This window comes from Bacillus cereus group sp. BfR-BA-01355, assembly GCF_022663675.1.
In the GTDB taxonomy this organism is placed as follows: Bacteria; Bacillota; Bacilli; order Bacillales; family Bacillaceae_G; genus Bacillus_A; species Bacillus_A thuringiensis_S.
Genome location: NZ_JAKUFY010000091.1, coordinates 1 through 21,365, shown reverse-complemented (window position 1 = coordinate 21,365; position 21,365 = coordinate 1). Strand labels below are relative to the sequence as shown.

Sequence of the window (21,365 nt, the reverse complement as noted above, 5' to 3'; positions counted from 1 at the left end):
AAAACTCCCTCTCTCTTTCACCCTATGTTCACATGAGAGTCACACCTACCTTTTATAGTATATATATCGAAGTTGTTCCTCCCTAATTTTTAAGACATTCCCCAGTGTCTTAAAGCAGCTTCCATCCCTAATTAAATTGACATAAATTGTCCCCTTCCCTAGACCATCCTATGTGATGGTCTATTTTATTTTCCAAACACAAAATCAGTCTATCTACACTTAAATAAAAACAAAAAATTCAGAAAATATTGTTAAATTAGGTATTTTTTCGGTATAATTACTTTAGAAAGAACTTTCGCAAAAACAAAAGGGGGGATTTTATTGAAACAAACAAAAGCAATCTTAATCGCATTATTTCTAGGTCTAGTTGTTGGACTCACTCTAAATTTAGCCGCTCCATCTATCTTTGAGCCACTAAATCAATATGTGTTCAACCCAATTGGTCAATTGTTTATTCGCCTTATTAAAATGCTAGTTGTTCCTGTTGTATTCATTTCTATCGTACTTGGTGCTGCCGGCCTTGGAGATCCGAAACAACTTGGAAGAATCGGTTTAAAATCAATTTCATTCTTTCTCGTAACAACTGCGGTTGCCATCTCTATAGCGGTTACATTTGCACTTATTATAAAACCAGGAGCTGGCGGTAATTTTAAAACAGAAGGTCTTAAGTATGAAGGTGCAAAAACTGAAACATCTTTCGTCGAAACATTGCTAAATATCGTACCAGATAACCCAGCAAAAGCAATGGCTGACGGAAACATGTTACAAATCATTGCCTTTGCCGTATTGATTGGACTCGGTATAGCTATTTTAGGAAAACGAGTTCAAGGTATCCATTCATTACTTGAACAGGGCAACGAATTAATGATGTATCTTGTTAATCTCGTTATGAAATTAGCCCCAATTGGAACATTCGGTTTGCTCGCTTCATCCGTTGGTAAAATGGGTCTTGCAGGCGTCGCTGCGATGTTCAAGTATATGATTGTCGTTATGTTAGTACTCATTATTCACGGGGTCTTTGTATATGGCGGCCTATTAAAGGTATTAGCAAAAGAAAGTATCGTCCGGTTCTTTAAGCATTTCGGACCGGTAATGGCAATTGGCTTTAGCACATCTAGCTCTAATGCATCTCTTCCATTTGCAATGAAAACCGCACAAGAGAAGCTTGGAGTTCCAAAAGCAATCAGCTCATTTGTACAACCACTCGGTGCAACGATTAATATGGATGGTACCGCTATTATGCAAGGGGTAGCAACTGTATTTATCGCTCAAGTATACGGAGTTGAACTTACATTACCGCAATTAGCTATGGTCGTATTAACTGCTGTACTAGCTAGTATTGGTACTGCTGGTGTACCAGGTGTTGGACTTGTAATGCTTACAATGGTTTTAAATCAAGTAAATCTACCAGTAGAAGGTATCGCTTTAATTATTGGTATTGACCGTATTCTAGATATGTCAAGAACAGCTGTAAACATTTCTGGTGATGCAATTTGTGCAATGATTGTCGCAAAATCAGAAGAAAAATATAATACTGATCAATCGGCAGCATCTTAAATCAAAAAAGGAGTGAATATATTCACTCCTTTTTTGATTTACTTCCTTTTTTCGAACGATATTCTTTCCCTTTATTATCATTACCAGTTTCAAATTCAGTGCTAAATTCCTGATTAAACTGGCCGGACTTTGGTGATCCTTGATTACCGCTCCCTTTACTACCGTTACGATTCGTCATATTTCTCCCTCCCTTCCTTGTATTAGTAGTATGGCGCTCTATCTTTTTTCATACACATTTTATTTTTTAACATCTACTACACACGAAAGAAGACCTTCCATATATAAGGAAGATCTTCTTTTTCATCACGTAAGCGTTTTCTTGTTTATAATCACTTAAATAAGTTTTTTGGAAATCGAAATCATTACACTCATTTCATCTTCTGAAAGTGCAGAGAATCTTTCTTGTAAATATTGTTTTTTCGCATCTTCCATTTTCGCAACTAAATCTTTCCCTTGTTCTGTAATCTCTAAATACACAACTCGGCGATCCGATGTAGAACGTGAACGAGTTACAAAACCTTTATTAATTAATTTTTCTGTAACAGCTGTAATATGACTATTCGACACATTTAATTCATTTGCTACACGCGATACCATTTCTTTATTCGTACGATTTAATATTCTCAGGACGATGAATTCATTCCACGGTATGTAACCACCGAATATTTTTCCGATATCATTACGCAATGTGCGAAACATAGCAAACACATTTGTCGATAGTTCTTCCATTAATTGCTCTCGATTTTGAGACAACTTTGACAGCTCCTTTTATTTCATTTAGTTAAATAAAAACCTTATTAATAATTTTACATGAAATCTTACTTTTTGTCACCTTATTTTCCCATAATTCGTAGTTTTTTAATAGGTATTTCATGATAAAATGAAGTTAACTTCCAGAAAAAGGGGGTATTTTAATGCATGAGGAGGAGAAATTCTCAAATCTCAGCCTAAAAGATAAAACGATTATCACTAGTATTATTGCTCTTTTTCTCATTATCGTTTTTGCATTTATATTTTTTGTATATGTAGGAATCTTTCAAATTACAGGTATAGAGTATAGTTCACGTACTGCGTTACTTCTCTTTTTTTATTAATCACTTTCTTAGACAGTATTACATTTTTCATCTTCAGTTTCTTCAAAGCGCTGCTATATCCACTGACACAAAACATGCCAAATTGGATTTCTATTACTCTTTTCTCGTTCATTGAAATTACACTAGATTGGTTCGTCATTCATACTGCTGATAATTGGATAGAAAGCGTACAAATGTCCAACACAGCTGAATTATGTGTCGTACTATTCTTTTTCCTCTTAAATAAATTATTAAGTGACGAGAAAGAGTAAGAATACAAGCTTTTCTATATAAAAATTGGTACAATGAAAGCAAATCTTACTAAAGAGGTGTTAATTATGAACTTACAACAATGGGCTGATAAAGGTATGTCCTTTGATACATATGTGAATGAAATGCAAGTAAACCAATACGAGCTACTACACATTTACAATAACTTTTTAATTCCAAATGAATTACTTCCTGTATTAGAAGAACGTCAAAATGACGGCTGGCGTGTTATCGTATTAACTGCTGATTGGTGTGGCGATGCTCTTTTATGCGTACCTGTTATGAAACGAATTTCTGAAGTTGCAAATATTGATATGAGTTTATTAATTCGCGATGAAAACTTAGAATTAATGGATCAATATTTAACAAATGGAACAGCACGTGCGATTCCAATCTTTATTTTCATTGATAAAGATGGAAATGAACAAGCCGTCTTTGGACCACGCGCTCCAAAAGTACAAGAATTAGTAACTTCAATGCGCGCTACATTACCTGAAAAAGAAGATCCAACATTCGAAGAAAAACAAAAAGAAATGTATGCTAATTTCCGTGCTACATTAGCTGATGATACTTCTCTTTGGGAGCATGTAATGGAAAATATGGTGGAAAAAATAGTAAAATAAAAAAACCTGCCGAGCTCGGCAGGTTTTTTTATTACATAATGAAGAAATAGAATACCGCAGCTAAAATGAAACGATAGTAAGCGAACGGTGTTAGTTTTACACGAGATAATAATTTCAAGAATGAAACAATTGCAAGCATCGCAACAACGAATGCAGTTACAAATCCTGTTACAAATAGCGTTATATCTGCTGAGCTTAATACATCCCAGCTTTTAATTAAATCTAACCCACTTGCAGCTACCATCATCGGTACCGCTAAAATGAACGTATATTCAGCTGCCGCTGTATGCGACACGCGAGCTAATAAACCACCACTGATTGTAGAACCAGAACGAGAAAACCCTGGCCAAAGAGCTAAACATTGGAACATTCCAATTGTAAATGCCTGTTTATATGTGATTTCATCTAACGTTCTTGCTGTACTTGGTTTTGAAAACTTCTCAGCAACAATCATTAAAATACCACCGGCTACTAAGCTAATAACAACTGGTCCTGGACCAAATAAAACCTCTTTAATAGTGCTATGGAATAATACGCCAAGTACCCCGGCAGGAATCATCCCGATAATAATATGTAATAAATTTAACGATGGTCCGTCTGTTACTTTTCCTATTCCAACTAACGACCATAGACGCTTCCAGAATATAACAACAACTGCTAAAATCGATCCCAATTGGATAACAACTTCGAAAACTTTCGCTCTCTCATCTTCAAATCCAATTAAATGTCCTGTTAAAATCATATGTCCTGTTGATGATACTGGTAGAAACTCTGTTAACCCTTCAACAGCACCCATGATTAAACCAATTAACCAATCAGCCACAAGTAGTGCCTCCTTAATAACAAATAATATGTAATTTTTTCACACCTTATCATAATACCTTATCCCTTTTCAAAGTGCATCCTTTTTTTATTGGTTTCATATGTTGTAGGCGCGTATTTCTTTTCTAATCTTTGATTAAATTGTATGATAGTAAGAGTTTGTTTTTTTATACGGAAAGGGGATTTTATGAAAGAAACTACTTCATTCTCACAAAAGTTAAAGCAATTTGTATTACTATTTTTTCCGATTTTCGTAACGCAAATGTCATTATTTGCGATGAGTTTTTTTGATACAACAATGTCAGGACATGCAAGTCCAACTGATTTAGCAGGTGTTGCAATTGGAACAAGTATATGGCTTCCAGTTAGTACGGGATTAACAGGAATTTTAATGGCTACTACTCCCATTGTTGCACAGCTCGTTGGATCCAAGAAAAAAGAGGACGTTCCCCACGTTGTCATACAAGCAGTTTATTTAGCAATTTGTGCTAGCTTCGTTGTTATCCTCATCGGTTTCTTCGTCGTTTCACCTATTTTAAACGGCATGCGCTTAGAAGAACCTGTGGAACGAATTGCAGCTCAATTTTTAAGTATTATCGCAATAGGGATTATACCTTTATTCACGTACACTGTTTTACGTGGATTTATTGATGCATTAGGAAAAACTCGAACAACGATGATTATTACATTACTATCATTACCAATTAACGTAATATTAAATTACCTATTAATTTTTGGTAACTTCGGTTTCCCAAAGCTTGGTGGTGTCGGAGCAGCAATTGCTTCCACTGCAACATATTGGTGCATTTTAATTATTACAGTCATTATTATTCAGACGAAAGAGCCTTTTGCCTCTTTTAACATTTTCAAACAATTATATCGTCCTTCTCTTTCGAGTTGGACAGCATTCTTAAAGCTTGGCGTCCCTATCGGATTTGCTATCTTTTTTGAAACAAGTATTTTCGCTGCGGTAACGCTTATGATGAGTAATTTTAGTACGACAACTATTGCAGCTCACCAAGCAGCTATGAACTTTGCTTCCTTGTTATATATGACTCCGCTAAGTTTAGCAATGGCAATGACTATTGCAGTCGGATTCGAAGTCGGAGCAAAACGTTACGATAATGCAAAACAATACGGACTGATTGGAATTGGATTAGCCCTTGCCTTTGCTTTATTATATTCGATTCTTCTCTACTTCTTTGATAATCAAATTGCTTCTATTTATACGACAGATGCAAAAGTTCATCATTTAGCAAAAGAATTTCTTATCTTTGCGATTTTATTTCAAATTTCAGATGCAATTGCAACCCCTGTACAAGGAGCTCTGCGTGGTTATAAAGATGTAAATGTTGCTCTAATTATGACTTTAATTGCTTATTGGATAATAGGTCTACCACTAGGTTACATACTAGCAACGTATACAGAATGGGCCGCAAAAGGCTATTGGATCGGTCTTATTATCGGTCTAGCATTTGGCGCTGCCTTCCTACTTATCCGTCTCTTTCAAGTACAACGAAAATATGCAACACAAAACAGCCGCTAATAATAAAGCGGCTGTTTTCTTTATGCATATTTTTTCTTGTAACGTGTAATATAATGAAAAAGAAAGGTGGGTACATATGGACGACAAAGAAAAAAAGCAATCATTCGATGAAGAATTTGCCCCTGAAATTTCACCTGGATATCGGCAAGATGTACATAAGCCACCTAAATATAAAAACACTTCGTTTTTAATGGGCATTACCATTTTCGCTGCTGTATTACTCATACTTATCATTTTCGTTTATTTTTGATGAAAGGTGCCTATTATATGAAGAAACAAAATTCCAATCGTTCAAAAAGAACTGTTAAAACACAAAAAGGATATGCAGGAGATTCTGTTCATACACTTAAACAAGTCGAGCAAGGAAATTTATATATTGCTCAAAAAGAACTTGGTCAACAAAATGAAAATCTTTAAAGGCCCTTGATTCCTTGAGGGCCTTTTTATTCCGCATTAAGTAGTACACCCCCAAATGTTCTATTGAGCAATGAATTTCCTTTATTGTACGCGCTGCTTTTGTTCTAGCACCATAAATATATTATTAACCTTTACAATTTTCACTTCATAATTCAATTTCATTTTGCTTCTCTTACCATTTTCAGTACCCGCAACGTACGCTACAGCTTGATAAAGAAAACTCTCATCGGTCTCTTCACGTATCTCCTCGTTTGTAAATTTATACTCTAAATCTTGAAAACGATTTGGATAATAATTTCCCATTAATTGTTCATACCCTCTATTTAAAAATAGTTCTTCACCTTTTCGTTTCACATCTTCTTTATTAGTAAACTCAAACACTGATAGTTGCTCGGTCACAAAATGCTCTCCTACCTTTTTCATTTCATTATGAGTTAAATTTTCTATACTTTTGTTCTTTAATTCCTTATTTAACTCGTACTGATCAATCGGTTTAAAGGTAGCAAAAACCTTCTCTTTATATGACCAAAACAATACAAAAGCGATACATAGAGAAATGATTAACAATCTTTTTTTCGTAATACTCCCGCCCTTCTTCATAATGATAGCTATATTTTAACATATAGAAAGAAAATTCTGATATCATAAAGTAGAATAACTTAACTCAGAAACGAGGAACAATTATGGACTCTTACAAACATTATATAAAAGAAGCTTTGCCTAATCTTTCTATACGTTCATATAAACAAAATAAAGGAGGATGGGATAATGTAGCAGTTATAGTAAATGATGAGCTACTGTTTCGTTTCCCGCGAAAACAGGAATATGCAATGCGAATTCCGTTAGAAAAAGAACTATGCACAATTCTCACTCAATCACTACAAGAAATCAAAGTTCCACAATATCACCTAATTTATAAAAATGAATCTGATGAGGTTCCTCTTTGTAGTTACTATACTCTCATTCATGGTGAACCATTAAAAACAGAAACAATTGCCACGCTGGAGGATACAGAGCTGAAAGCAATTATTACAAAATTAGCTACTTTCCTTGCGGTACTACATAGTATTCCTTTAAACCAAGTTACAACGCTATGTTTCCCTATTAGAAAAACATGTACCTACTGGAAAGAGCTACAAACAAAATTAAACCAATATCTCACTACTAACCTTACTTCATTACAGAAACTAGCCTTAAATCGCTTATTTGAAAATTTCTTTGCATGTTTAGCTACATCCACTTTTCAAAACACAATCATTCACGCTGATTTTACACATCATCACATTTTATTTAACAAGCAGAACAAAAGCATTTCAGGTGTTATCGATTTTGGTGATGCGCAAATTGGCGATCCTGCTTTTGATTTTGCAGGACTATATTATGATTTCGGACATGAGTTTACTACATCTGTATATGAACAGTACAGTACACTTATTTCTCATCATGATCCATTACTCATTCACCGCATTACTACCTTTTATCAATACAGTCCTTTACTACATAATATTATTTATAACTTTGAGTCAGAGAATGAACTCGAATTCATTACAAGTACAGAACAGCTAAAAACGATATTACAGGGATGAGATTACATTCTCTCCCTGTATACTCTTTCCTCATACATCATTAACTTTTTATCCATTTCAACAATAACTTTATACAATTGAAATGCCTGTAAGATTTGCAGTTGAATTTCAAAAGGAGCATTTTGTTCTTTTAACCATTGAAATACTTTCGTTTCATCTTTCATTGATTATTCCTCCCTTTATCCCGCTATTTGCGGGCAGTAAGACCCCCACCTCAAAATTCAGCGGAAGCAAAGAAGTTAGGTGGGGGTCGGGCTGCCCGTTAAAGCCCGATTGGTTAAGGCTAATAATCAGTGGGTGATGAACAAAACCCCACTGATTAAAGTTTCACTTTATTAAAATCTGCTACAAATATACCGTAAATGATGAAAAGCTTTTCATGTCAATAACAAAAAAGGATGCAAAGTTGCATCCTTTAATGAACTATATTTTTCTTCTGTTTCGCTTCTTTCTTTACTTCTTCCCTTTGGCATTCACTACGAAACGCACAACTTATACACTCAGAACGAAAATGACGCTCAGTATAATGCTCAGGTTGCTGTAACATTTCTTTCATTCTAGATAAATCAGCCATTCCAGTTATAATATCTTCCTGTTTCGGAATGTACTCATACTTAGTTCCTTCTATTAAATTAATAACTTCAATTTTTCCTGGAAGAACGCCGAAAGCTTTATAACTGAATACTGTCATTAGCTTCTGACAAAGAGCAAGCATTTCCTCATCCGCATCGACAACATACTTTTTAATTACAAACGACTCAGCATTCCACTCACCAACTTCAAATGTCAATGACATGTGGACACCTAACTCTTCCATATATGTTTGAAACTTCTCGTATAAAAACAATGGTGGTGTCTGACTATCATCCCTTTCAACAAACTGTAATAAGTGATCCGTTAGCTTCGCTAATACAATATAGTACTCCGTCTTCGAAGCAAACATATTAATCCTTACTTTTTTCCAATACTTTTCTATTAATATTAAAAGTACAATTTTCGTTTGTTGACCCGCAGGTAGCGTGTAATACTCGTTAATAATTTGATTCACAATCATTTGCGCTATTTGTTGCCATTCAAATGAAGAAGGTTCTCTTCTTTTTATATGACGAAAATAAAATTTATGCGGACACCGCATAAAATCATACAAATGATAATCTGTCATCGTTTTGATTGAGATTTTCTCATGCACTTGCTCTTCAGCTCCCTTCTGCCATTAAGAAAGGTGTTTTACAAATTTAGCTCCAAACTGTAAACATTTTTCTACATCTTCATCTTCTGGCGTTAATTCTACTTTTAGTCCTTCTAACACAACTGCTGCTCCGCGCTCTTGTAGCTTTTCTATTAAAATGTCAACCGCCACTCCGTATTTCGGATAAGCCGAATCACATGATCCGAATACGGCCGCTTTTTTCCCAGTTAAATCAATAGAATCCATTGCATCATAAAAATCTAAGAAATCATCAGGAAGATCACCATCTCCCCATGTGTATGCACCTAAAATAATTCCATCATACTGTTCCAATATAGAAGCTTCTGGTGAATCCATAATATCAATAACTTCAATTTCATTTTCTGTTTCACGAATTACGCCGGCAATATGGTCAGCCATTTCCTCTGTATTTCCACTCATACTTGCAAAAATCATTACTAACTTACTCAACTGAACCTCTCCCTTTACTTTGTATCTCTTTTTCTGTTTGAATGCTCTTCTTCTCATCTACATATTCAGACCGAATTACATTTCGTTGCCATTCCATATGCTGATCAACATCTTTATTTTTATCTTTTAATCCCCTCCGTAGAAGGTGAAATTTTTTTCTCATTAACATGTCGCATCCATCCTATTGATAATAATTATCAATTTCAACTATATTTAGATTAATTGACATTGATTATCAATGTCAACAACTATTTTTAAAAAAATGATTAAAATGTACAAGCTTGTCCGTTAGCTATTCATATACTATAAATGAGCATAGTTCTTTCTCAGCCCTCTCTGACGGAAAGAAATAAAAGCAACTGCGATAGAGCGCAGTTGCCTTTTTTTGTTTTTCTATGATTTTAGTAATCTTATAGTAGTCTCTAAGAATAGCTCCACTCCACAAATTAATGCTGATTCATCCACGTCAAATTTCGGATGATGATGTGGATAACAAGTATATATATTTTCATTACCTGTTCCTAATTTAATGAAACAACCGGGTGCTTTTCTTAAATATGCTGAAAAATCTTCCCCACCCATAGAAGGTTCAAGCTTAACAACACGCTCATTCCCAAACAAATGTAGTGCACTTTCTTCTACTATTTTCGTAATATATTCATCATTAATAACCGGATCATATCCATATCGATACGTATATGTATACGATCCTCCATGTGCTTCTGTAATTCCTTTCACAATTTTTTCGATTTTCCCTTCTGCTTCTATTCTTAATGTTTGATTAAAAGAACGTACAGTTCCCATTAAAGTTGCTGTACTTGGAATAATATTATCAGCCATTCCCCCATGGAACTGCGTAACTGAAACGACTCTTTGCATGAAAGCACTTGTATTTCTTGATACGATATGTTGTAAATTTGTAATAATCTGTGCTCCGATAGCAATAGGGTCAATCGTTTCTTCTGGACGTGCTGCATGTCCTCCTTTGCCTTGAATCTCAACTGTAAATACGTCTGGAGCTGCCATCATTGGCCCATACGCAATACCTATCTTTCCGCTCTCCAATCCAGACATAACATGTAAACCTATTACATAATCAACACCGTCCATAACGCCCGCCTCGACCATTTCTTGTCCACCACCAGGGTATGCTTCTTCTGCATGCTGAAAGAATAGACGAATTTCCCCTACAAACTCTTCCTTCATATTTGATAACATCTCTGCTGTACTTAATAAAATAGCTGCATGAGCATCGTGCCCACATGCATGCATCACTCCTTTATTTACAGACGTATAAGATTTCCTTGTCTCCTCTTGGATTGGTAAAGCATCTATATCAGCTCGAATCGCAATCACTTTCCCTTGCTTCACGCCTCTTTTAATTGCTAGTACACTATACTTCGTCGGTCTCGTTACTTCAAAAGAAGAAAACGAGCATAATGTATCATATATAAATTGCGAAGTTTCTTTTTCATGAAATGATAATTCCGGATACTTGTGGAAATGTCGTCTCCATTTTATAATGTTTTCTTCTGAAATAAGATCCTTCCAAACCCTCGTCATTAGAGATTCCTCCTTTTAAGAAACTTTAGGAATTCATACATTAACTATGAAAAAATGCAAACAAATATTGCATTTCTATACATTCTCTCAGGGCAATTTTATACATTCACACAATCCACTTCCTATTTACATATCAAACCCATTACAAATTCATGCTGAATGTAATATAATTGCTAAGTTAGGGATTTTCTTTTTTAGTATTTAGTGCTAATATCAGAAAAGAGCCTTTTGACTTATTTTTACCTAAAATGTGGGATTTTGTTTTTTTCACAATAATGTAGGACATGATACCTACAAAGAGCTATTATTTCATTAAGAGAGGGAAAGACATGGAAAGATTAAAAGAGATATGGTCTCGACCACTCACACAATGGGTTGCAAAGACGGTTTATTATCTTGCAATTTTATTTGCATTACTTTGGTTGTATGGATTCCATGATACAAACACAAGTACATTTATTTACAATGAATTCTAGGGTGGGAACGTTATGAAGTTATTAGAACTAATTGAAAAGTGGGCTATTGAAACGCCTGATCAAACTGCTTTTGTTTGGCGAGATGCGAAAATTACGTACAAACAATTAAAGGAAGATTCTGATGCGTTAGCACATTGGATTTCTTCTGCGTATCCAGATGATCGTTCACCAATTATGGTGTATGGCCATATGCAACCTGAAATGATTATTAACTTTTTAGGATGTGTAAAAGCTGGACATGCTTATATTCCTGTAGATTTATCTATCCCAGCTGATCGTGTACAACGTATCGCTGAAAATTCTGGTGCGAAATTACTTTTATCGGCAGCAGCAGTAACTGTAACTGATTTACCAGTTCGCATCGTAAGTGAAGACAACTTAAAAGATATTTTCTTTACTCATAAAGGGAACACTCCAAATCCTGAACATGCGGTAAAAGGTGATGAGAACTTCTACATTATTTACACATCAGGAAGCACAGGTAATCCGAAAGGGGTTCAGATTACTTATAACTGCCTTGTTAGCTTTACAAAATGGGCTGTAGAAGATTTTAACTTACAAACAGGGCAAGTATTCTTAAACCAAGCACCTTTCTCATTCGATTTATCTGTCATGGATATTTACCCATCATTAGTAACAGGTGGTACACTTTGGGCAATCGATAAAGATATGATTGCGCGTCCAAAAGACTTGTTTGCTTCTTTAGAGCAATCGGATATACAAGTATGGACTTCCACACCTTCTTTCGCTGAAATGTGTTTAATGGAAGCATCCTTCTCTGAGAGTATGCTACCGAACATGAAAACATTCTTATTCTGTGGTGAAGTATTACCAAATGAAGTAGCTAGAAAATTAATTGAGCGTTTCCCAAATGCAACAATTATGAATACGTACGGTCCAACAGAAGCTACTGTCGCTGTAACAGGTATTCACGTTACAGAAGAAGTACTTGATCAATACAAATCACTTCCAGTTGGCTATTGTAAATCAGACTGTCGCCTTCTTATTATGAAAGAAGATGGCACGATTGCACCTGATGGTGAAAAAGGTGAAATCGTAATTGTCGGTCCAAGCGTAAGCGTTGGATACTTAGGAAGCCCTGAATTAACAGAAAAAGCATTTACTATGATTGACGGTGAGCGTGCCTATAAAACAGGCGATGCTGGCTATGTAGAAAATGGTCTTCTATTCTATAATGGTCGTCTTGATTTCCAAATTAAGCTGCATGGTTATCGAATGGAATTAGAAGAAATTGAGCATCACCTTCGTGCGTGTTCTTACGTTGAGGGAGCAGTTATCGTTCCAATTAAAAAAGGTGAGAAATACGATTATTTATTAGCGGTTGTTGTTCCTGGAGAGCATTCGTTTGAAAAAGAATTCAAATTAACATCTGCAATCAAAAAAGAACTCAATGAGCGATTACCAAACTACATGATTCCACGTAAATTCATGTATCAATCTTCTATTCCAATGACACCAAATGGAAAGGTAGATCGCAAAAAATTATTGAGTGAGGTTACAGCATGACCGCATATGGATCATTTTATTTTTTCGCTATAGTGGGCATTTTATTAATACCTACTATCATAGCTGGATTAAAAGGTAAAATGTTGCGTAAATATAATGCCGTTTTAACATTAGTCATGCTTGCTATTATCTTCTCAGATAAACCAAAGCAAGCAATGATGTTAGCTGCATTTATTATTTGGCAATATGCCCTTATTAAAGGCTATTTAATTTTAAGAAAACAAAATAATAGTACATTCACATTTTGCATAGCTGTTATTTTATCGATTTTGCCTCTTATTTTGGCAAAAATCGCACCATTTGCATCGTTATTACCTGAGTTAAAACTTGTTGTTTTTCTAGGTATATCTTACGTAACATTCAGAGCAGTTCAAATGGTATTTGAAGTTCGTGATGGTTTAATTAAAGAGCTTTCTTTCTTTAACTTCTGGGAATTCGTTTTATTCTTCCCTGCAATTTCAACAGGACCTATCGATCGTTACAGAAGATTCCAAAAAGATATTCAAAAGCCACCTAGCGCTGAAGAATATCAAAATTTACTATATACAGGACTAAATCGTATTTTCCAAGGTTTCTTGTATAAATTTATTATTGCTTACTTAATAAAGCAATATTGTATGGATCCAGCATTCGCTCAACACGATACAATCTTTTCAAATATGATTTACATGTATAGCTATAGCTTATATCTATTCTTTGATTTTGCTGGTTATAGCTCTTTTGTAATTGGTGTAAGTTATATGATGGGAATTAAAACGCCAGAAAACTTTAATAAGCCATTCCTTAGTCGTAATATTAAAGACTTCTGGAACCGCTGGCACATGAGTTTATCATTCTGGTTCCGTGATTTTATTTACATGCGTTTCGTCTTTTTTGCAACGAAGAAAAAGTTAATTAAGAACCGTTACACAATTTCATATATCGGTGCATTTTTAAACTTTTTCATTATGGGAATTTGGCATATCCAAGGAAGCGCTGTTGCGCAGTATATTATTTATGGTCTATATCATGCCGCACTGTTTATTTTATTCGATATTTTCGAACGAAAAAACAAGAAGCATAAGTTTTGGCCAAACACTAAATTTACACGCATCCTTGCGATTGTAATTACGTTCCACGTTGTATGTTTCGGTTTCCTAATCTTCTCTGGACACCTTAACAGATACTTTTAATGCACCCTTCTTATTCCATTAAGAAGTTGCACATATAATATATTTCGGATATAAAGGAGATTTTAAAAATGGCAGAATTCAAAGAGCAAGTATTAGATATTTTAGAAGAAGTATGTGAAAACGATATTGTGAAAGAAAACTTAGATGTTCAATTATTTGAAGAAGGTATCCTTGATTCTTTCGCTGTAGTATCTTTATTAGTTGAATTCCAAGAGCGTTTAGATATTGAAGTTTCTATTTCTGATTTTGACCGTGACGAGTGGGCTACACCAAACATGGTTATTAAAAAGTTGGAAGAAATCCGATGAACAAAGCAAAATTTGGTCCGATGCTTTTAGCATTGGCCCTTTTTGCTGTATTCTTACTTATTCCAACGCGCTTCCTACTTCCACTTTTAAGTGATGAAAAAGTAGAACAAGCTGCTACTTCTTTAAAAGAAGAAAAAATTCAAAGTATGATTTTACAGCAAAAGATGTTAGCAAATCCAAAATATCTTCCGATGTACGGTTCATCGGAATTCGCACGTATGGATGCTTTCCATCCATCTAATTATTTTAAAGTAAAGCCTGAAGGGTTCACACCATTCCTTCTTGGACGCGGCGGAACACAAGACCTTGTACATGTGTTAAACTTCGCATCTACAATGGATCAATTGAAAGATAAGAAAATGGTATTCGTTCTTTCTCCGCAATGGTTTGTACCACAAGGTATTGATGAAACGCACTTTGCACCTAACTTTTCAAAGCAACAAGGTTACCATTTCATTTTCAACAATGATTTAAAACCTGAAATGAAAAAACAAATTGCAAAGCGTTTATTAAACTTTGAGATTGTAAAAAAAGAAACTTTATTAAAAATTTCGCTTGAAGGCATTGCTTATGATGATACGAAGTATAAAGTAAAAGCACTTGCTGCTAAACCTTTCGCTTATATTTATCGTAACATTTTAGATCGTAAAGATTTATTTACAGCTATGTTTAATATTAAACCGCACAAAGAAAAGCTTGATCCTTCATTAAAACAAATGAACTGGGAAGAGGCTCGTAAACATGCGGATCAAACAGGTGCAGTAGAATCTGGATCTAATGAATACGGTATTGAAGATGATTATTTCAATAGCAAAATTAAGAAAAAATTAAAGCAACGTGAAGGTTACTTAAAAAATGATGCTTATGACCAATCGCCAGAATATGAAGATTTACAAATTGTACTTGATTTATTAAAACAATCTGGTGCAAAACCGCTCTTCATTTCTGTTCCTGTCAAAGGTCCTTGGTACGACTACGCTGGCTTCCCGAAAGAACGCCGTGAAGCATACTATAAGAAAGTTCATGAGCAAATCGAAAAAGCTGGTTATCCAATTGCCGACTTCTCAAATCATGAATACGATAAATACTTCTTAAAAGATCATATGCACTTAGGTTGGAAAGGCTGGGTTTACATCGACGAAGCCATCCAACAATTTTATAAAGCAAACTAATGAAAAGACCGCTTGAATTACTCAAGTGGTCTTTTTGTATATATTTTGTAATTGCTCGATTGCATTCTCCGCTTCTTTCATAACTCGCTCCACTACATGCTGAGCTGATTCGATTCGTGCCAACGATGCTGCCTGTCCTGCCCAAAGTGACATATATTCTTCCTTATTTTGCTTCGCTGCCTCTTGGCGTATTTTAGAAGTTAATACGTTTTGCACTGGATACATCGGAAGCCCTTCTTCTTTTCCTTCATGTCTCTCTATAAATTCATTCCGGATACCCCGTGCATATTTCCCGGAAAACGCACGAGTTACCGTTGTGCTCGTATCTGTACTATGTAAAACCGCTTCTTTATACACATCGTGCGTAATACTCTCTTCACTTGTTAAAAAGGCCGATCCCATTTGAACACCTTCTGCTCCTAGTGCCAATGCCGCAACAAGCCCTTGTCCGTTCATTACACCACCTGCTGCGACAATTGGGATATGCGGAACAGCTTCTACTAACTGAGGTACTAACGCAAAAGTACCAATCATAGCATCTCGTTCTTTCCCAATAAACGTTCCTCTATGCCCTCCTGCTTCGCTACCTTGTCCGATAATAATATCTACTCCTAGCTCGGCAAGTACTTTCGCTTCCTTCACATGGGTAGCTGTTCCGATAACTTTTATTCCACTTCTTTTTAAATCATTTATTTCTTCTTTTTCTAACGTTTGAAATGCAAAACTAACGACCGGTACTTTTTCATCTAATAGCACTTGTAATTGTTCCTTATAGCTTTTTGGAAGCTTTAACGTTCCTTCTACTTCTATACCTAATTCTCTATTCACTCCGCTTAGTAATACTTTCGCCTCATTTACCTTCTCTTCTTCTATTTGTATCTCTTTCGTTACAAGTAAATTAACACCGAAAGGCTTATCTGTTAGTTCTCTTATTCTATAAATCGCTTCACAAATTTGTTCTGGGCTCATATAGCCCGCTCCAAGCGTCCCTAATCCTCCGCTATTACTTACTGCTGCAACGAGTTCTGGCGTCGTAATCGCGCCTGCCATACCGGCTTGAACAACGGGATACTCAATTTTTAATATGTCTGTTACTCGACTTGTAAACATCATTTTCCCTCCTATTTCCCTTATATCTTCTTTATTTGATAAGCTTTCCCCTGCTTTTGCAAGGGTTGAACTTCATATGAAGCGAATATATTGAAAGATAAGGAGGCTGAGCTTAATGATTTATCCAAATGCATTAAAACAAGGTGATACAGTAATGATTATTGCACCATCTGGTCCACCTACAATCGAAAATGTATTAAAAGGTGTGAATGTATTACAAGAGATGGGGTTATCCGTAATAATCGGGAAGAGTGTTTACGAGAAATATGGATTTTTAGCCGGAAGTGATCAAGTTCGGCTTGACGATATACATGAAGCATTTACAAATAATGAAGTGAAGGCAATTTTTTGTGCACGAGGTGGTTATGGAAGTGCTCGTCTTCTTCCTCACATTCAATATGAAGTTATTAGGCAGAATCCAAAAATCTTTTGGGGATATAGCGATATTACAGCTTTACATACTGCTGTTTCACGTTATGCAAAGCTTATAACATTTCATGGTCCGATGATTGAAGAACTAGGAAAAGGTATTGATTCCCTATCTTTATCCTCTTTTAATCAGCTATTCCATCCGTATTCAACCATTTTATCTGCATCAGAATGTATCGTACCTAGCTCTCACAGTACAGTTACAAGTACGTTAGTTGGAGGAAATTTAGCTGTGTTAACAAGTATAATTGGCTCGCCCTACGAGATAAATACGGACAATACACTTTTATTACTTGAAGACATTGGTGAAGAACCGTACCGCATTGACCGTATGTTAAATCAGCTACTTTTATCTGGAAAGTTTAATGAATGCAGGGGCGTTATTTTCACAAGTTGTCACGACTGCACTCCTTCAAAGCCATCTCAATCATTGCAAACAATATTATATGAATATTTCGCGCCATATCATATACCTGTCCTATTCGGTTTACCAATTGGACATATAAGTCCAAACATCGGTATTCCACTTGGAGCTACAGCGACAATAAACACAAATAATAAAACAGTCTCTATTTCTTCTGGTATAGCCACTCCATGTTCAAATTAAAAAGGAAAAGCGATTACGCTTTTCCTTTTACTTATAATAATTAAAAATTCGTCCAGATGCGATATCTGCAATTTCTTCTGGAATAAATGTTTTACTTATATCAGTGCCAACATTTAATACAGCTGTAGCATCTTTCTCAATGCTACCAAATAACTCTTTCCCACGTATCGTAATAAGGGGCGTTCCTTCTGGCAACACATCTTTTACAAATTCCATTTGTGTAAAGAACGGAACGATCCATCTACCTTCTCCTTGGAAATGACGCAAACGAAGTATTCCTTCTGTTGCCCCGTCCTCTGCTTCTAGTGAACCAGCAACATAAAACTCAGTAGATAAGAGCAATTCATAAAATTCCTTTTGCTTCTGTTTATCATCCCCTGCTACAACAAGTACCTCTTCTAATTTCTTTACTGAAATTTGCTCCATATGATGCCACCCCTATTTCAAAATGATTGTACTTAGATTATACGAAATATTCTTATTTTTTTCTACATAATTCGCAATTGTTTTTTCAAAATAATTTTAATGCTTCTTTTGTCGTCACAATCGTAGCAAACTCTTCATGTAAATTTACAAGTGTCATATTGTGAATATCTTCTGCACTATACTCTTTACCATCTAAACCTTTACGGTTAAAAGTAGCCGTTGCATCACTCACTAAATACGTTGTAAATCCTAAATTCCCTGCCATTCGTGTCGTAGTTTCCACGCAATGATTTGTCGTTAATCCTACAACTACTACTGCATTACATTTGTCCTCTCTTAATTGCTCTTCTAAATTCGTCCCAATGAACGCGCTGTTAACGAATTTCTGAATAACCACTTCACCAGGTAGTGGTTGCACTTCTTCTTTAAAGTTTACCGTTTCCCCTCTCTCATAAAACATTGACCGAGCATCTTCTTTATTTACATGTTGAATATGAAAAACTGGTCGTTTCCTTTTCCTCCATTCTGCTAACAAAATTCTCATGTTTTCTTCAGCAAAAATATTATTTCTCTCGCCCCAATCTTGTAATTGAAATGCCTTTTGTACATCGATTATGATAAGTGCTATTTGATTTGTCATCATTTCCTCCTTAATTTGGCTGTAATTGAAATAGAAAACCAAGTTGTTGTGACGCAGTAATAAAGCAAACATAGGCGCAAAGCTCTACAATTTCTTTTTCTGTCCAATATTGTTTTAATGCGTGAAACATAGTATCATCTATCGCTTTTCGGTCATGAACAAATGTATGCGCAAAAGTAACGGCTACACCAATCTCCTCTGCCTTTTGCACATCATCAGGTCTTCCCTTTGCCATACAGTACGGACATTCATTCCCATACGCTAATGTTCTTCTCACTTGCTCCTTCAACTCTGCTGAAAGAATTCCTTTATTGTACAGTGTATCCTCTAACGTACTCCACGAATGTAATATATCCGAATTATGCCCTAATAACTTTTGAAACTTTGTATCTCCTACATTTGATAATGAAATTCTCTCCATCATTTCCCCTCCTATTTCCTTCTGTTTTATTGTAAAATAAATAACGTTCACTTTACATTTCATATGAATCTTAATTTATATTTTCCCTTTACAAAAATCATTATTTTACTGGAGGTATATTTACAAATGCAACTAGACCGTGTTGATCGAAAAATTTTAAATGAATTATATAATGATAGTCGCCTTTCTATGCGTGAATTGGCGAAACGAGTAAACTTATCTGCTCCGTCTACTGCAGAACGTGTTCGTAAACTTGAAAGTGAAGGCGTTATTCAAAAATATACAATCGATATCGACTATAAAAAAGCAGGACTAGTTTTAGATTGTATTTTAGAAATCACTTTAAAAAATGGTGATACAACACGTATGCAACAGTTTATTCAGTCTTATCCATCTGCAAGTTTTTGTTACCGAGTAACAGGAAGCTTATGCTACATTGTAAAAATTTCTGTTCCTTCACTCGTTGAACTTGAAGAATTTATCAATGATGTTTCTTCATATGCAACGACAGTTTCTCATATCGTATTATCAGAAGTATCTCTTACTCCTGATATTGAACATATCTTCCCAGAAGATTAATTTATTTTTATTCATAAAATATAAAAAAATCCCTTACAATAAGAATAAAAATAATATATTATGTATTAAAATACATAAAGTTCGAGAAAGGGGCTTTACATTGAAAATCTGGTTTTATGAAAAAACGGCACAATTAGATGACTTGCTTGGTATTTGGGACAATGTTCCAACCATCCCGCGAATTGGTGAAAAAGTGGAGATTTTAAAGACAGTCCGTACTGTTACAGATATTAAATATGTAAAGAACGGTAATAATTTTCGTATAGAAATTATTACAAATTAAAAAGTAGCTCCTAAGGAGCTACTTTTTAATTATCTATTATGTGCTTTCTTTATAACGATTTTATCTTCTTCTACTGATACTGTTACATAATCACTTTCTTCTAACCGAAGCTTATTTACAACCTCATCTGGTAACTCTATGGCCATCAATCTATCGGTTACGATCACTTGACTATACACTTCATTTTCTTGTGATGAATTCACTACTTTTTGCTCATTTATAAAACGTACTGGTGGCACGCCAACTTCTTTTACTGTACGCCATTGTTTCCAAACATACGGAATTAACCATAGTAATCCAACAACTGTAAGACCGATACCAATCCATAAATTACTTTGCGCTTGTAATTCAGTAATTGAGATTGTACCACTTTCTTCTCCACCGAAAAATTGCATACTTGTTGCAATCAAATTATTTAGAGCGTGCACAGCTATATTCATCCATATATTTTTTGTCTTTATGTATAAAAGACACATAACGACACCAAACATGAACGCACCAATAACATCAAAATGTCCTAGGCCAAAAATAATTGAAGATATAATTACAGCTTTTTTAATTCCCCATTTATGAGCCATTCGCTGTAAGAAAAATCCCCTAAAAATAACCTCTTCCATAATAGGTGCTAACACACATGCTGAAATGAAAGTAAATATCGTCATATATACGTTACTCGTATTAATAACATTTCCGTCTTCTAGCATAGTAACTAAGAAATTCGGTAACGTATGTGCTAATATGTAAAATTGAATCTGAGATATGCCAACTGAAAAAATCATCCCCATTATCGTTGCTAATACAATTAATCCCCAAGATAAACGTCCTGGCTTATCAAAAAAACTGTTAAATACAACATTATTTTTATTTGTTTTTACGTATAGCCAAAGTAACGGAAATACAAAAAATACAGTTATTTGTGAAATGACCTCCATCGTATTCTCAGAAACATTTGCTAGACCTAATGGTATCATTATAAGGAACACCCCTATAATCATCCATCCAAAAAAGCTACGTAGCCTTATACGTGAAAATGCATAGTGCACATGAAACACCCCCAAAGATAGTAAAAAATAAAGTAAAACTTGAATCAATATTTTA

Annotated in this window: 28 protein-coding genes and 1 pseudogene; 15 read left to right on the top strand and 14 right to left on the bottom strand. The window is 35.0% G+C overall.

Going from position 1 to position 21,365, the window contains the following annotated elements; all coding sequences use genetic code 11:
* Nucleotides 1–321: 321 nt before the first annotated feature.
* Nucleotides 322–1,557, top strand: a complete 1,236-nt coding sequence (locus MR167_RS23545; RefSeq protein ID WP_000814811.1) for a dicarboxylate/amino acid:cation symporter — start codon at nt 322–324, stop codon at nt 1,555–1,557.
* Between the two features lie 22 nt (nt 1,558–1,579).
* Here MR167_RS23545 and MR167_RS23540 read toward each other — a convergent pair whose 3' ends face one another.
* A complete protein-coding gene (locus tag MR167_RS23540) occupies nt 1,580–1,735 on the bottom strand; it encodes a hypothetical protein (RefSeq protein ID WP_000184928.1) in 156 nt (51 codons plus the stop codon).
* Nucleotides 1,736–1,890: 155 nt separating this feature from the next.
* Nucleotides 1,891–2,310 (bottom strand): MarR family winged helix-turn-helix transcriptional regulator, encoded by a 420-nt coding sequence (locus tag MR167_RS23535; RefSeq protein ID WP_000081433.1) that lies wholly within the window; start codon nt 2,308–2,310, stop codon nt 1,891–1,893.
* A gap of 161 nt (nt 2,311–2,471) precedes the next feature.
* On the opposite strand from MR167_RS23535, the pseudogene MR167_RS23530 reads away from it, so the two are divergent.
* Both MR167_RS23530 and MR167_RS23525 read left to right on the top strand, forming a co-directional pair.
* A pseudogene (locus tag MR167_RS23530) lies at nt 2,472–2,902 on the top strand (regulatory YrvL family protein).
* A gap of 33 nt (nt 2,903–2,935) precedes the next feature.
* Nucleotides 2,936–3,523, top strand: coding sequence for a thioredoxin family protein (locus tag MR167_RS23525; protein WP_003260458.1), 588 nt, complete (start codon nt 2,936–2,938; stop codon nt 3,521–3,523).
* 31 nt (nt 3,524–3,554) lie between these two features.
* On the opposite strand, the gene uppP is transcribed toward MR167_RS23525, so the two are convergent.
* A complete protein-coding gene (uppP, locus tag MR167_RS23520; protein ID WP_000796263.1) occupies nt 3,555–4,346 on the bottom strand; it encodes a bacitracin resistance undecaprenyl-diphosphatase in 792 nt (263 codons plus the stop codon).
* A 186-nt stretch (nt 4,347–4,532) separates the two neighbouring features.
* Here uppP and MR167_RS23515 point away from each other — a divergent pair, with 186 nt between their 5' ends.
* The 3 genes from MR167_RS23515 (at nt 4,533) to MR167_RS23505 (ending at nt 6,308) form a co-directional block, all read left to right on the top strand.
* Nucleotides 4,533–5,891: an MATE family efflux transporter gene (locus MR167_RS23515; RefSeq protein WP_000665558.1), complete on the top strand. Its 1,359-nt coding sequence runs from the start codon at nt 4,533–4,535 to the stop codon at nt 5,889–5,891.
* A 76-nt stretch (nt 5,892–5,967) separates the two neighbouring features.
* Nucleotides 5,968–6,141 (top strand): hypothetical protein, encoded by a 174-nt coding sequence (locus tag MR167_RS23510; RefSeq protein WP_000341062.1) that lies wholly within the window; start codon nt 5,968–5,970, stop codon nt 6,139–6,141.
* A 17-nt stretch (nt 6,142–6,158) separates the two neighbouring features.
* Nucleotides 6,159–6,308: a hypothetical protein gene (locus tag MR167_RS23505; protein WP_000744623.1), complete on the top strand. Its 150-nt coding sequence runs from the start codon at nt 6,159–6,161 to the stop codon at nt 6,306–6,308.
* A gap of 81 nt (nt 6,309–6,389) precedes the next feature.
* Here MR167_RS23505 and MR167_RS23500 read toward each other — a convergent pair whose 3' ends face one another.
* Nucleotides 6,390–6,908, bottom strand: coding sequence for a hypothetical protein (locus MR167_RS23500; protein ID WP_002083113.1), 519 nt, complete (start codon nt 6,906–6,908; stop codon nt 6,390–6,392).
* Nucleotides 6,909–6,991: 83 nt separating this feature from the next.
* Between MR167_RS23500 and MR167_RS23495 the strand changes: the two genes are divergently transcribed.
* A complete protein-coding gene (locus tag MR167_RS23495) occupies nt 6,992–7,894 on the top strand; it encodes an aminoglycoside phosphotransferase family protein (protein WP_000378990.1) in 903 nt (300 codons plus the stop codon).
* 2 nt (nt 7,895–7,896) lie between these two features.
* Here MR167_RS23495 and MR167_RS23490 read toward each other — a convergent pair whose 3' ends face one another.
* The 5 genes from MR167_RS23490 to MR167_RS23470 form a co-directional block, all read right to left on the bottom strand.
* A complete protein-coding gene (locus MR167_RS23490; protein WP_000651086.1) occupies nt 7,897–8,058 on the bottom strand; it encodes a hypothetical protein in 162 nt (53 codons plus the stop codon).
* Between the two features lie 251 nt (nt 8,059–8,309).
* Nucleotides 8,310–9,083 (bottom strand): hypothetical protein, encoded by a 774-nt coding sequence (locus tag MR167_RS23485; RefSeq protein WP_000544580.1) that lies wholly within the window; start codon nt 9,081–9,083, stop codon nt 8,310–8,312.
* Between the two features lie 24 nt (nt 9,084–9,107).
* Entirely contained in the window at nt 9,108–9,554 is a 447-nt protein-coding gene (locus MR167_RS23480; protein ID WP_000041154.1) for a flavodoxin, read from the bottom strand.
* On the bottom strand, nt 9,547–9,723 hold the full coding sequence (locus tag MR167_RS23475) for a hypothetical protein (RefSeq protein WP_000929009.1): 177 nt from the start codon (nt 9,721–9,723) through the stop codon (nt 9,547–9,549). Before MR167_RS23475 ends, MR167_RS23480 begins: the two co-directional genes overlap by 8 nt.
* Before the next feature lie 224 nt (nt 9,724–9,947).
* A complete protein-coding gene (locus MR167_RS23470) occupies nt 9,948–11,117 on the bottom strand; it encodes an amidohydrolase (protein ID WP_000199092.1) in 1,170 nt (389 codons plus the stop codon).
* A gap of 329 nt (nt 11,118–11,446) precedes the next feature.
* On the opposite strand from MR167_RS23470, the gene MR167_RS23465 reads away from it, so the two are divergent.
* From MR167_RS23465 to dltD, 5 genes are all read left to right on the top strand, one after another.
* Nucleotides 11,447–11,593: a teichoic acid D-Ala incorporation-associated protein DltX gene (locus MR167_RS23465; RefSeq protein ID WP_000440293.1), complete on the top strand. Its 147-nt coding sequence runs from the start codon at nt 11,447–11,449 to the stop codon at nt 11,591–11,593.
* A gap of 12 nt (nt 11,594–11,605) precedes the next feature.
* Complete coding sequence (dltA, locus tag MR167_RS23460) at nt 11,606–13,120, top strand: D-alanine--poly(phosphoribitol) ligase subunit DltA (RefSeq protein WP_000770497.1); 1,515 nt, start codon at nt 11,606–11,608, stop codon at nt 13,118–13,120.
* Complete coding sequence (gene dltB, locus MR167_RS23455; RefSeq protein ID WP_000127955.1) at nt 13,117–14,292, top strand: D-alanyl-lipoteichoic acid biosynthesis protein DltB; 1,176 nt, start codon at nt 13,117–13,119, stop codon at nt 14,290–14,292. The genes dltA and dltB overlap by 4 nt, the downstream gene beginning before the upstream one ends.
* 68 nt (nt 14,293–14,360) lie before the next feature.
* Entirely contained in the window at nt 14,361–14,600 is a 240-nt protein-coding gene (gene dltC, locus MR167_RS23450; RefSeq protein WP_000807310.1) for a D-alanine--poly(phosphoribitol) ligase subunit DltC, read from the top strand.
* Nucleotides 14,597–15,772: a D-alanyl-lipoteichoic acid biosynthesis protein DltD gene (gene dltD, locus MR167_RS23445; protein ID WP_001030287.1), complete on the top strand. Its 1,176-nt coding sequence runs from the start codon at nt 14,597–14,599 to the stop codon at nt 15,770–15,772. The genes dltC and dltD overlap by 4 nt, the downstream gene beginning before the upstream one ends.
* Before the next feature lie 21 nt (nt 15,773–15,793).
* On the opposite strand, the gene MR167_RS23440 is transcribed toward dltD, so the two are convergent.
* On the bottom strand, nt 15,794–16,882 hold the full coding sequence (locus tag MR167_RS23440; protein WP_000495271.1) for an NAD(P)H-dependent flavin oxidoreductase: 1,089 nt from the start codon (nt 16,880–16,882) through the stop codon (nt 15,794–15,796).
* 115 nt (nt 16,883–16,997) lie between these two features.
* Here MR167_RS23440 and MR167_RS23435 point away from each other — a divergent pair, with 115 nt between their 5' ends.
* A complete protein-coding gene (locus MR167_RS23435; RefSeq protein WP_000640066.1) occupies nt 16,998–17,918 on the top strand; it encodes a S66 peptidase family protein in 921 nt (306 codons plus the stop codon).
* 27 nt (nt 17,919–17,945) lie between these two features.
* Here the strand turns inward: MR167_RS23435 and MR167_RS23430 are convergent, their stop codons facing one another.
* The 3 genes from MR167_RS23430 to MR167_RS23420 all read right to left on the bottom strand — a co-directional run bounded on the left by MR167_RS23430 (nt 17,946) and on the right by MR167_RS23420 (nt 19,405).
* Nucleotides 17,946–18,344: an SseB family protein gene (locus tag MR167_RS23430; RefSeq protein ID WP_000435265.1), complete on the bottom strand. Its 399-nt coding sequence runs from the start codon at nt 18,342–18,344 to the stop codon at nt 17,946–17,948.
* 85 nt (nt 18,345–18,429) lie between these two features.
* A complete protein-coding gene (locus MR167_RS23425; RefSeq protein ID WP_000184442.1) occupies nt 18,430–18,984 on the bottom strand; it encodes a cysteine hydrolase family protein in 555 nt (184 codons plus the stop codon).
* Nucleotides 18,985–18,994: 10 nt separating this feature from the next.
* Entirely contained in the window at nt 18,995–19,405 is a 411-nt protein-coding gene (locus MR167_RS23420) for a carboxymuconolactone decarboxylase family protein (protein WP_000439752.1), read from the bottom strand.
* A 126-nt stretch (nt 19,406–19,531) separates the two neighbouring features.
* Here MR167_RS23420 and MR167_RS23415 point away from each other — a divergent pair, with 126 nt between their 5' ends.
* Entirely contained in the window at nt 19,532–19,984 is a 453-nt protein-coding gene (locus tag MR167_RS23415; RefSeq protein ID WP_001175498.1) for an Lrp/AsnC family transcriptional regulator, read from the top strand.
* 100 nt (nt 19,985–20,084) lie between these two features.
* Nucleotides 20,085–20,267, top strand: coding sequence for a DUF3913 family protein (locus MR167_RS23410; protein ID WP_000707106.1), 183 nt, complete (start codon nt 20,085–20,087; stop codon nt 20,265–20,267).
* A 29-nt stretch (nt 20,268–20,296) separates the two neighbouring features.
* Here the strand turns inward: MR167_RS23410 and MR167_RS23405 are convergent, their stop codons facing one another.
* The gene (locus tag MR167_RS23405; protein ID WP_242315604.1) at nt 20,297–21,310 is read right to left on the bottom strand and encodes a CPBP family glutamic-type intramembrane protease; all 1,014 of its coding nucleotides are present in this window, start codon (nt 21,308–21,310) and stop codon (nt 20,297–20,299) included.
* Nucleotides 21,311–21,365: the final 55 nt, after the last annotated feature.

What these genes read in the sequence shown, in the direction of transcription:
- MR167_RS23515 (WP_000665558.1), top strand. Translation starts at nt 4,533, where the DNA reads ATGAAAGAAACTACTTCATTCTCACAAAAGTTAAAGCAATTTGTATTA.
- dltB (WP_000127955.1), top strand. Translation starts at nt 13,117, where the DNA reads ATGACCGCATATGGATCATTTTATTTTTTCGCTATAGTGGGCATTTTA.
- dltC (WP_000807310.1), top strand. Translation starts at nt 14,361, where the DNA reads ATGGCAGAATTCAAAGAGCAAGTATTAGATATTTTAGAAGAAGTATGT.
- MR167_RS23435 (WP_000640066.1), top strand. Translation starts at nt 16,998, where the DNA reads ATGATTTATCCAAATGCATTAAAACAAGGTGATACAGTAATGATTATT.
- MR167_RS23540 (WP_000184928.1), bottom strand. Translation starts at nt 1,735, where the DNA reads ATGACGAATCGTAACGGTAGTAAAGGGAGCGGTAATCAAGGATCACCA.
- MR167_RS23475 (WP_000929009.1), bottom strand. Translation starts at nt 9,723, where the DNA reads ATGTTAATGAGAAAAAAATTTCACCTTCTACGGAGGGGATTAAAAGAT.
- MR167_RS23465 (WP_000440293.1), top strand. Translation starts at nt 11,447, where the DNA reads ATGGAAAGATTAAAAGAGATATGGTCTCGACCACTCACACAATGGGTT.
- MR167_RS23440 (WP_000495271.1), bottom strand. Translation starts at nt 16,882, where the DNA reads ATGTTTACAAGTCGAGTAACAGACATATTAAAAATTGAGTATCCCGTT.
- dltA (WP_000770497.1), top strand. Translation starts at nt 11,606, where the DNA reads ATGAAGTTATTAGAACTAATTGAAAAGTGGGCTATTGAAACGCCTGAT.
- MR167_RS23490 (WP_000651086.1), bottom strand. Translation starts at nt 8,058, where the DNA reads ATGAAAGATGAAACGAAAGTATTTCAATGGTTAAAAGAACAAAATGCT.
- MR167_RS23495 (WP_000378990.1), top strand. Translation starts at nt 6,992, where the DNA reads ATGGACTCTTACAAACATTATATAAAAGAAGCTTTGCCTAATCTTTCT.
- MR167_RS23430 (WP_000435265.1), bottom strand. Translation starts at nt 18,344, where the DNA reads ATGGAGCAAATTTCAGTAAAGAAATTAGAAGAGGTACTTGTTGTAGCA.
- MR167_RS23470 (WP_000199092.1), bottom strand. Translation starts at nt 11,117, where the DNA reads ATGACGAGGGTTTGGAAGGATCTTATTTCAGAAGAAAACATTATAAAA.
- MR167_RS23415 (WP_001175498.1), top strand. Translation starts at nt 19,532, where the DNA reads ATGCAACTAGACCGTGTTGATCGAAAAATTTTAAATGAATTATATAAT.
- MR167_RS23510 (WP_000341062.1), top strand. Translation starts at nt 5,968, where the DNA reads ATGGACGACAAAGAAAAAAAGCAATCATTCGATGAAGAATTTGCCCCT.
- MR167_RS23420 (WP_000439752.1), bottom strand. Translation starts at nt 19,405, where the DNA reads ATGGAGAGAATTTCATTATCAAATGTAGGAGATACAAAGTTTCAAAAG.
- dltD (WP_001030287.1), top strand. Translation starts at nt 14,597, where the DNA reads ATGAACAAAGCAAAATTTGGTCCGATGCTTTTAGCATTGGCCCTTTTT.
- MR167_RS23500 (WP_002083113.1), bottom strand. Translation starts at nt 6,908, where the DNA reads ATGAAGAAGGGCGGGAGTATTACGAAAAAAAGATTGTTAATCATTTCT.
- MR167_RS23505 (WP_000744623.1), top strand. Translation starts at nt 6,159, where the DNA reads ATGAAGAAACAAAATTCCAATCGTTCAAAAAGAACTGTTAAAACACAA.
- MR167_RS23525 (WP_003260458.1), top strand. Translation starts at nt 2,936, where the DNA reads ATGAAAGCAAATCTTACTAAAGAGGTGTTAATTATGAACTTACAACAA.
- MR167_RS23425 (WP_000184442.1), bottom strand. Translation starts at nt 18,984, where the DNA reads ATGACAAATCAAATAGCACTTATCATAATCGATGTACAAAAGGCATTT.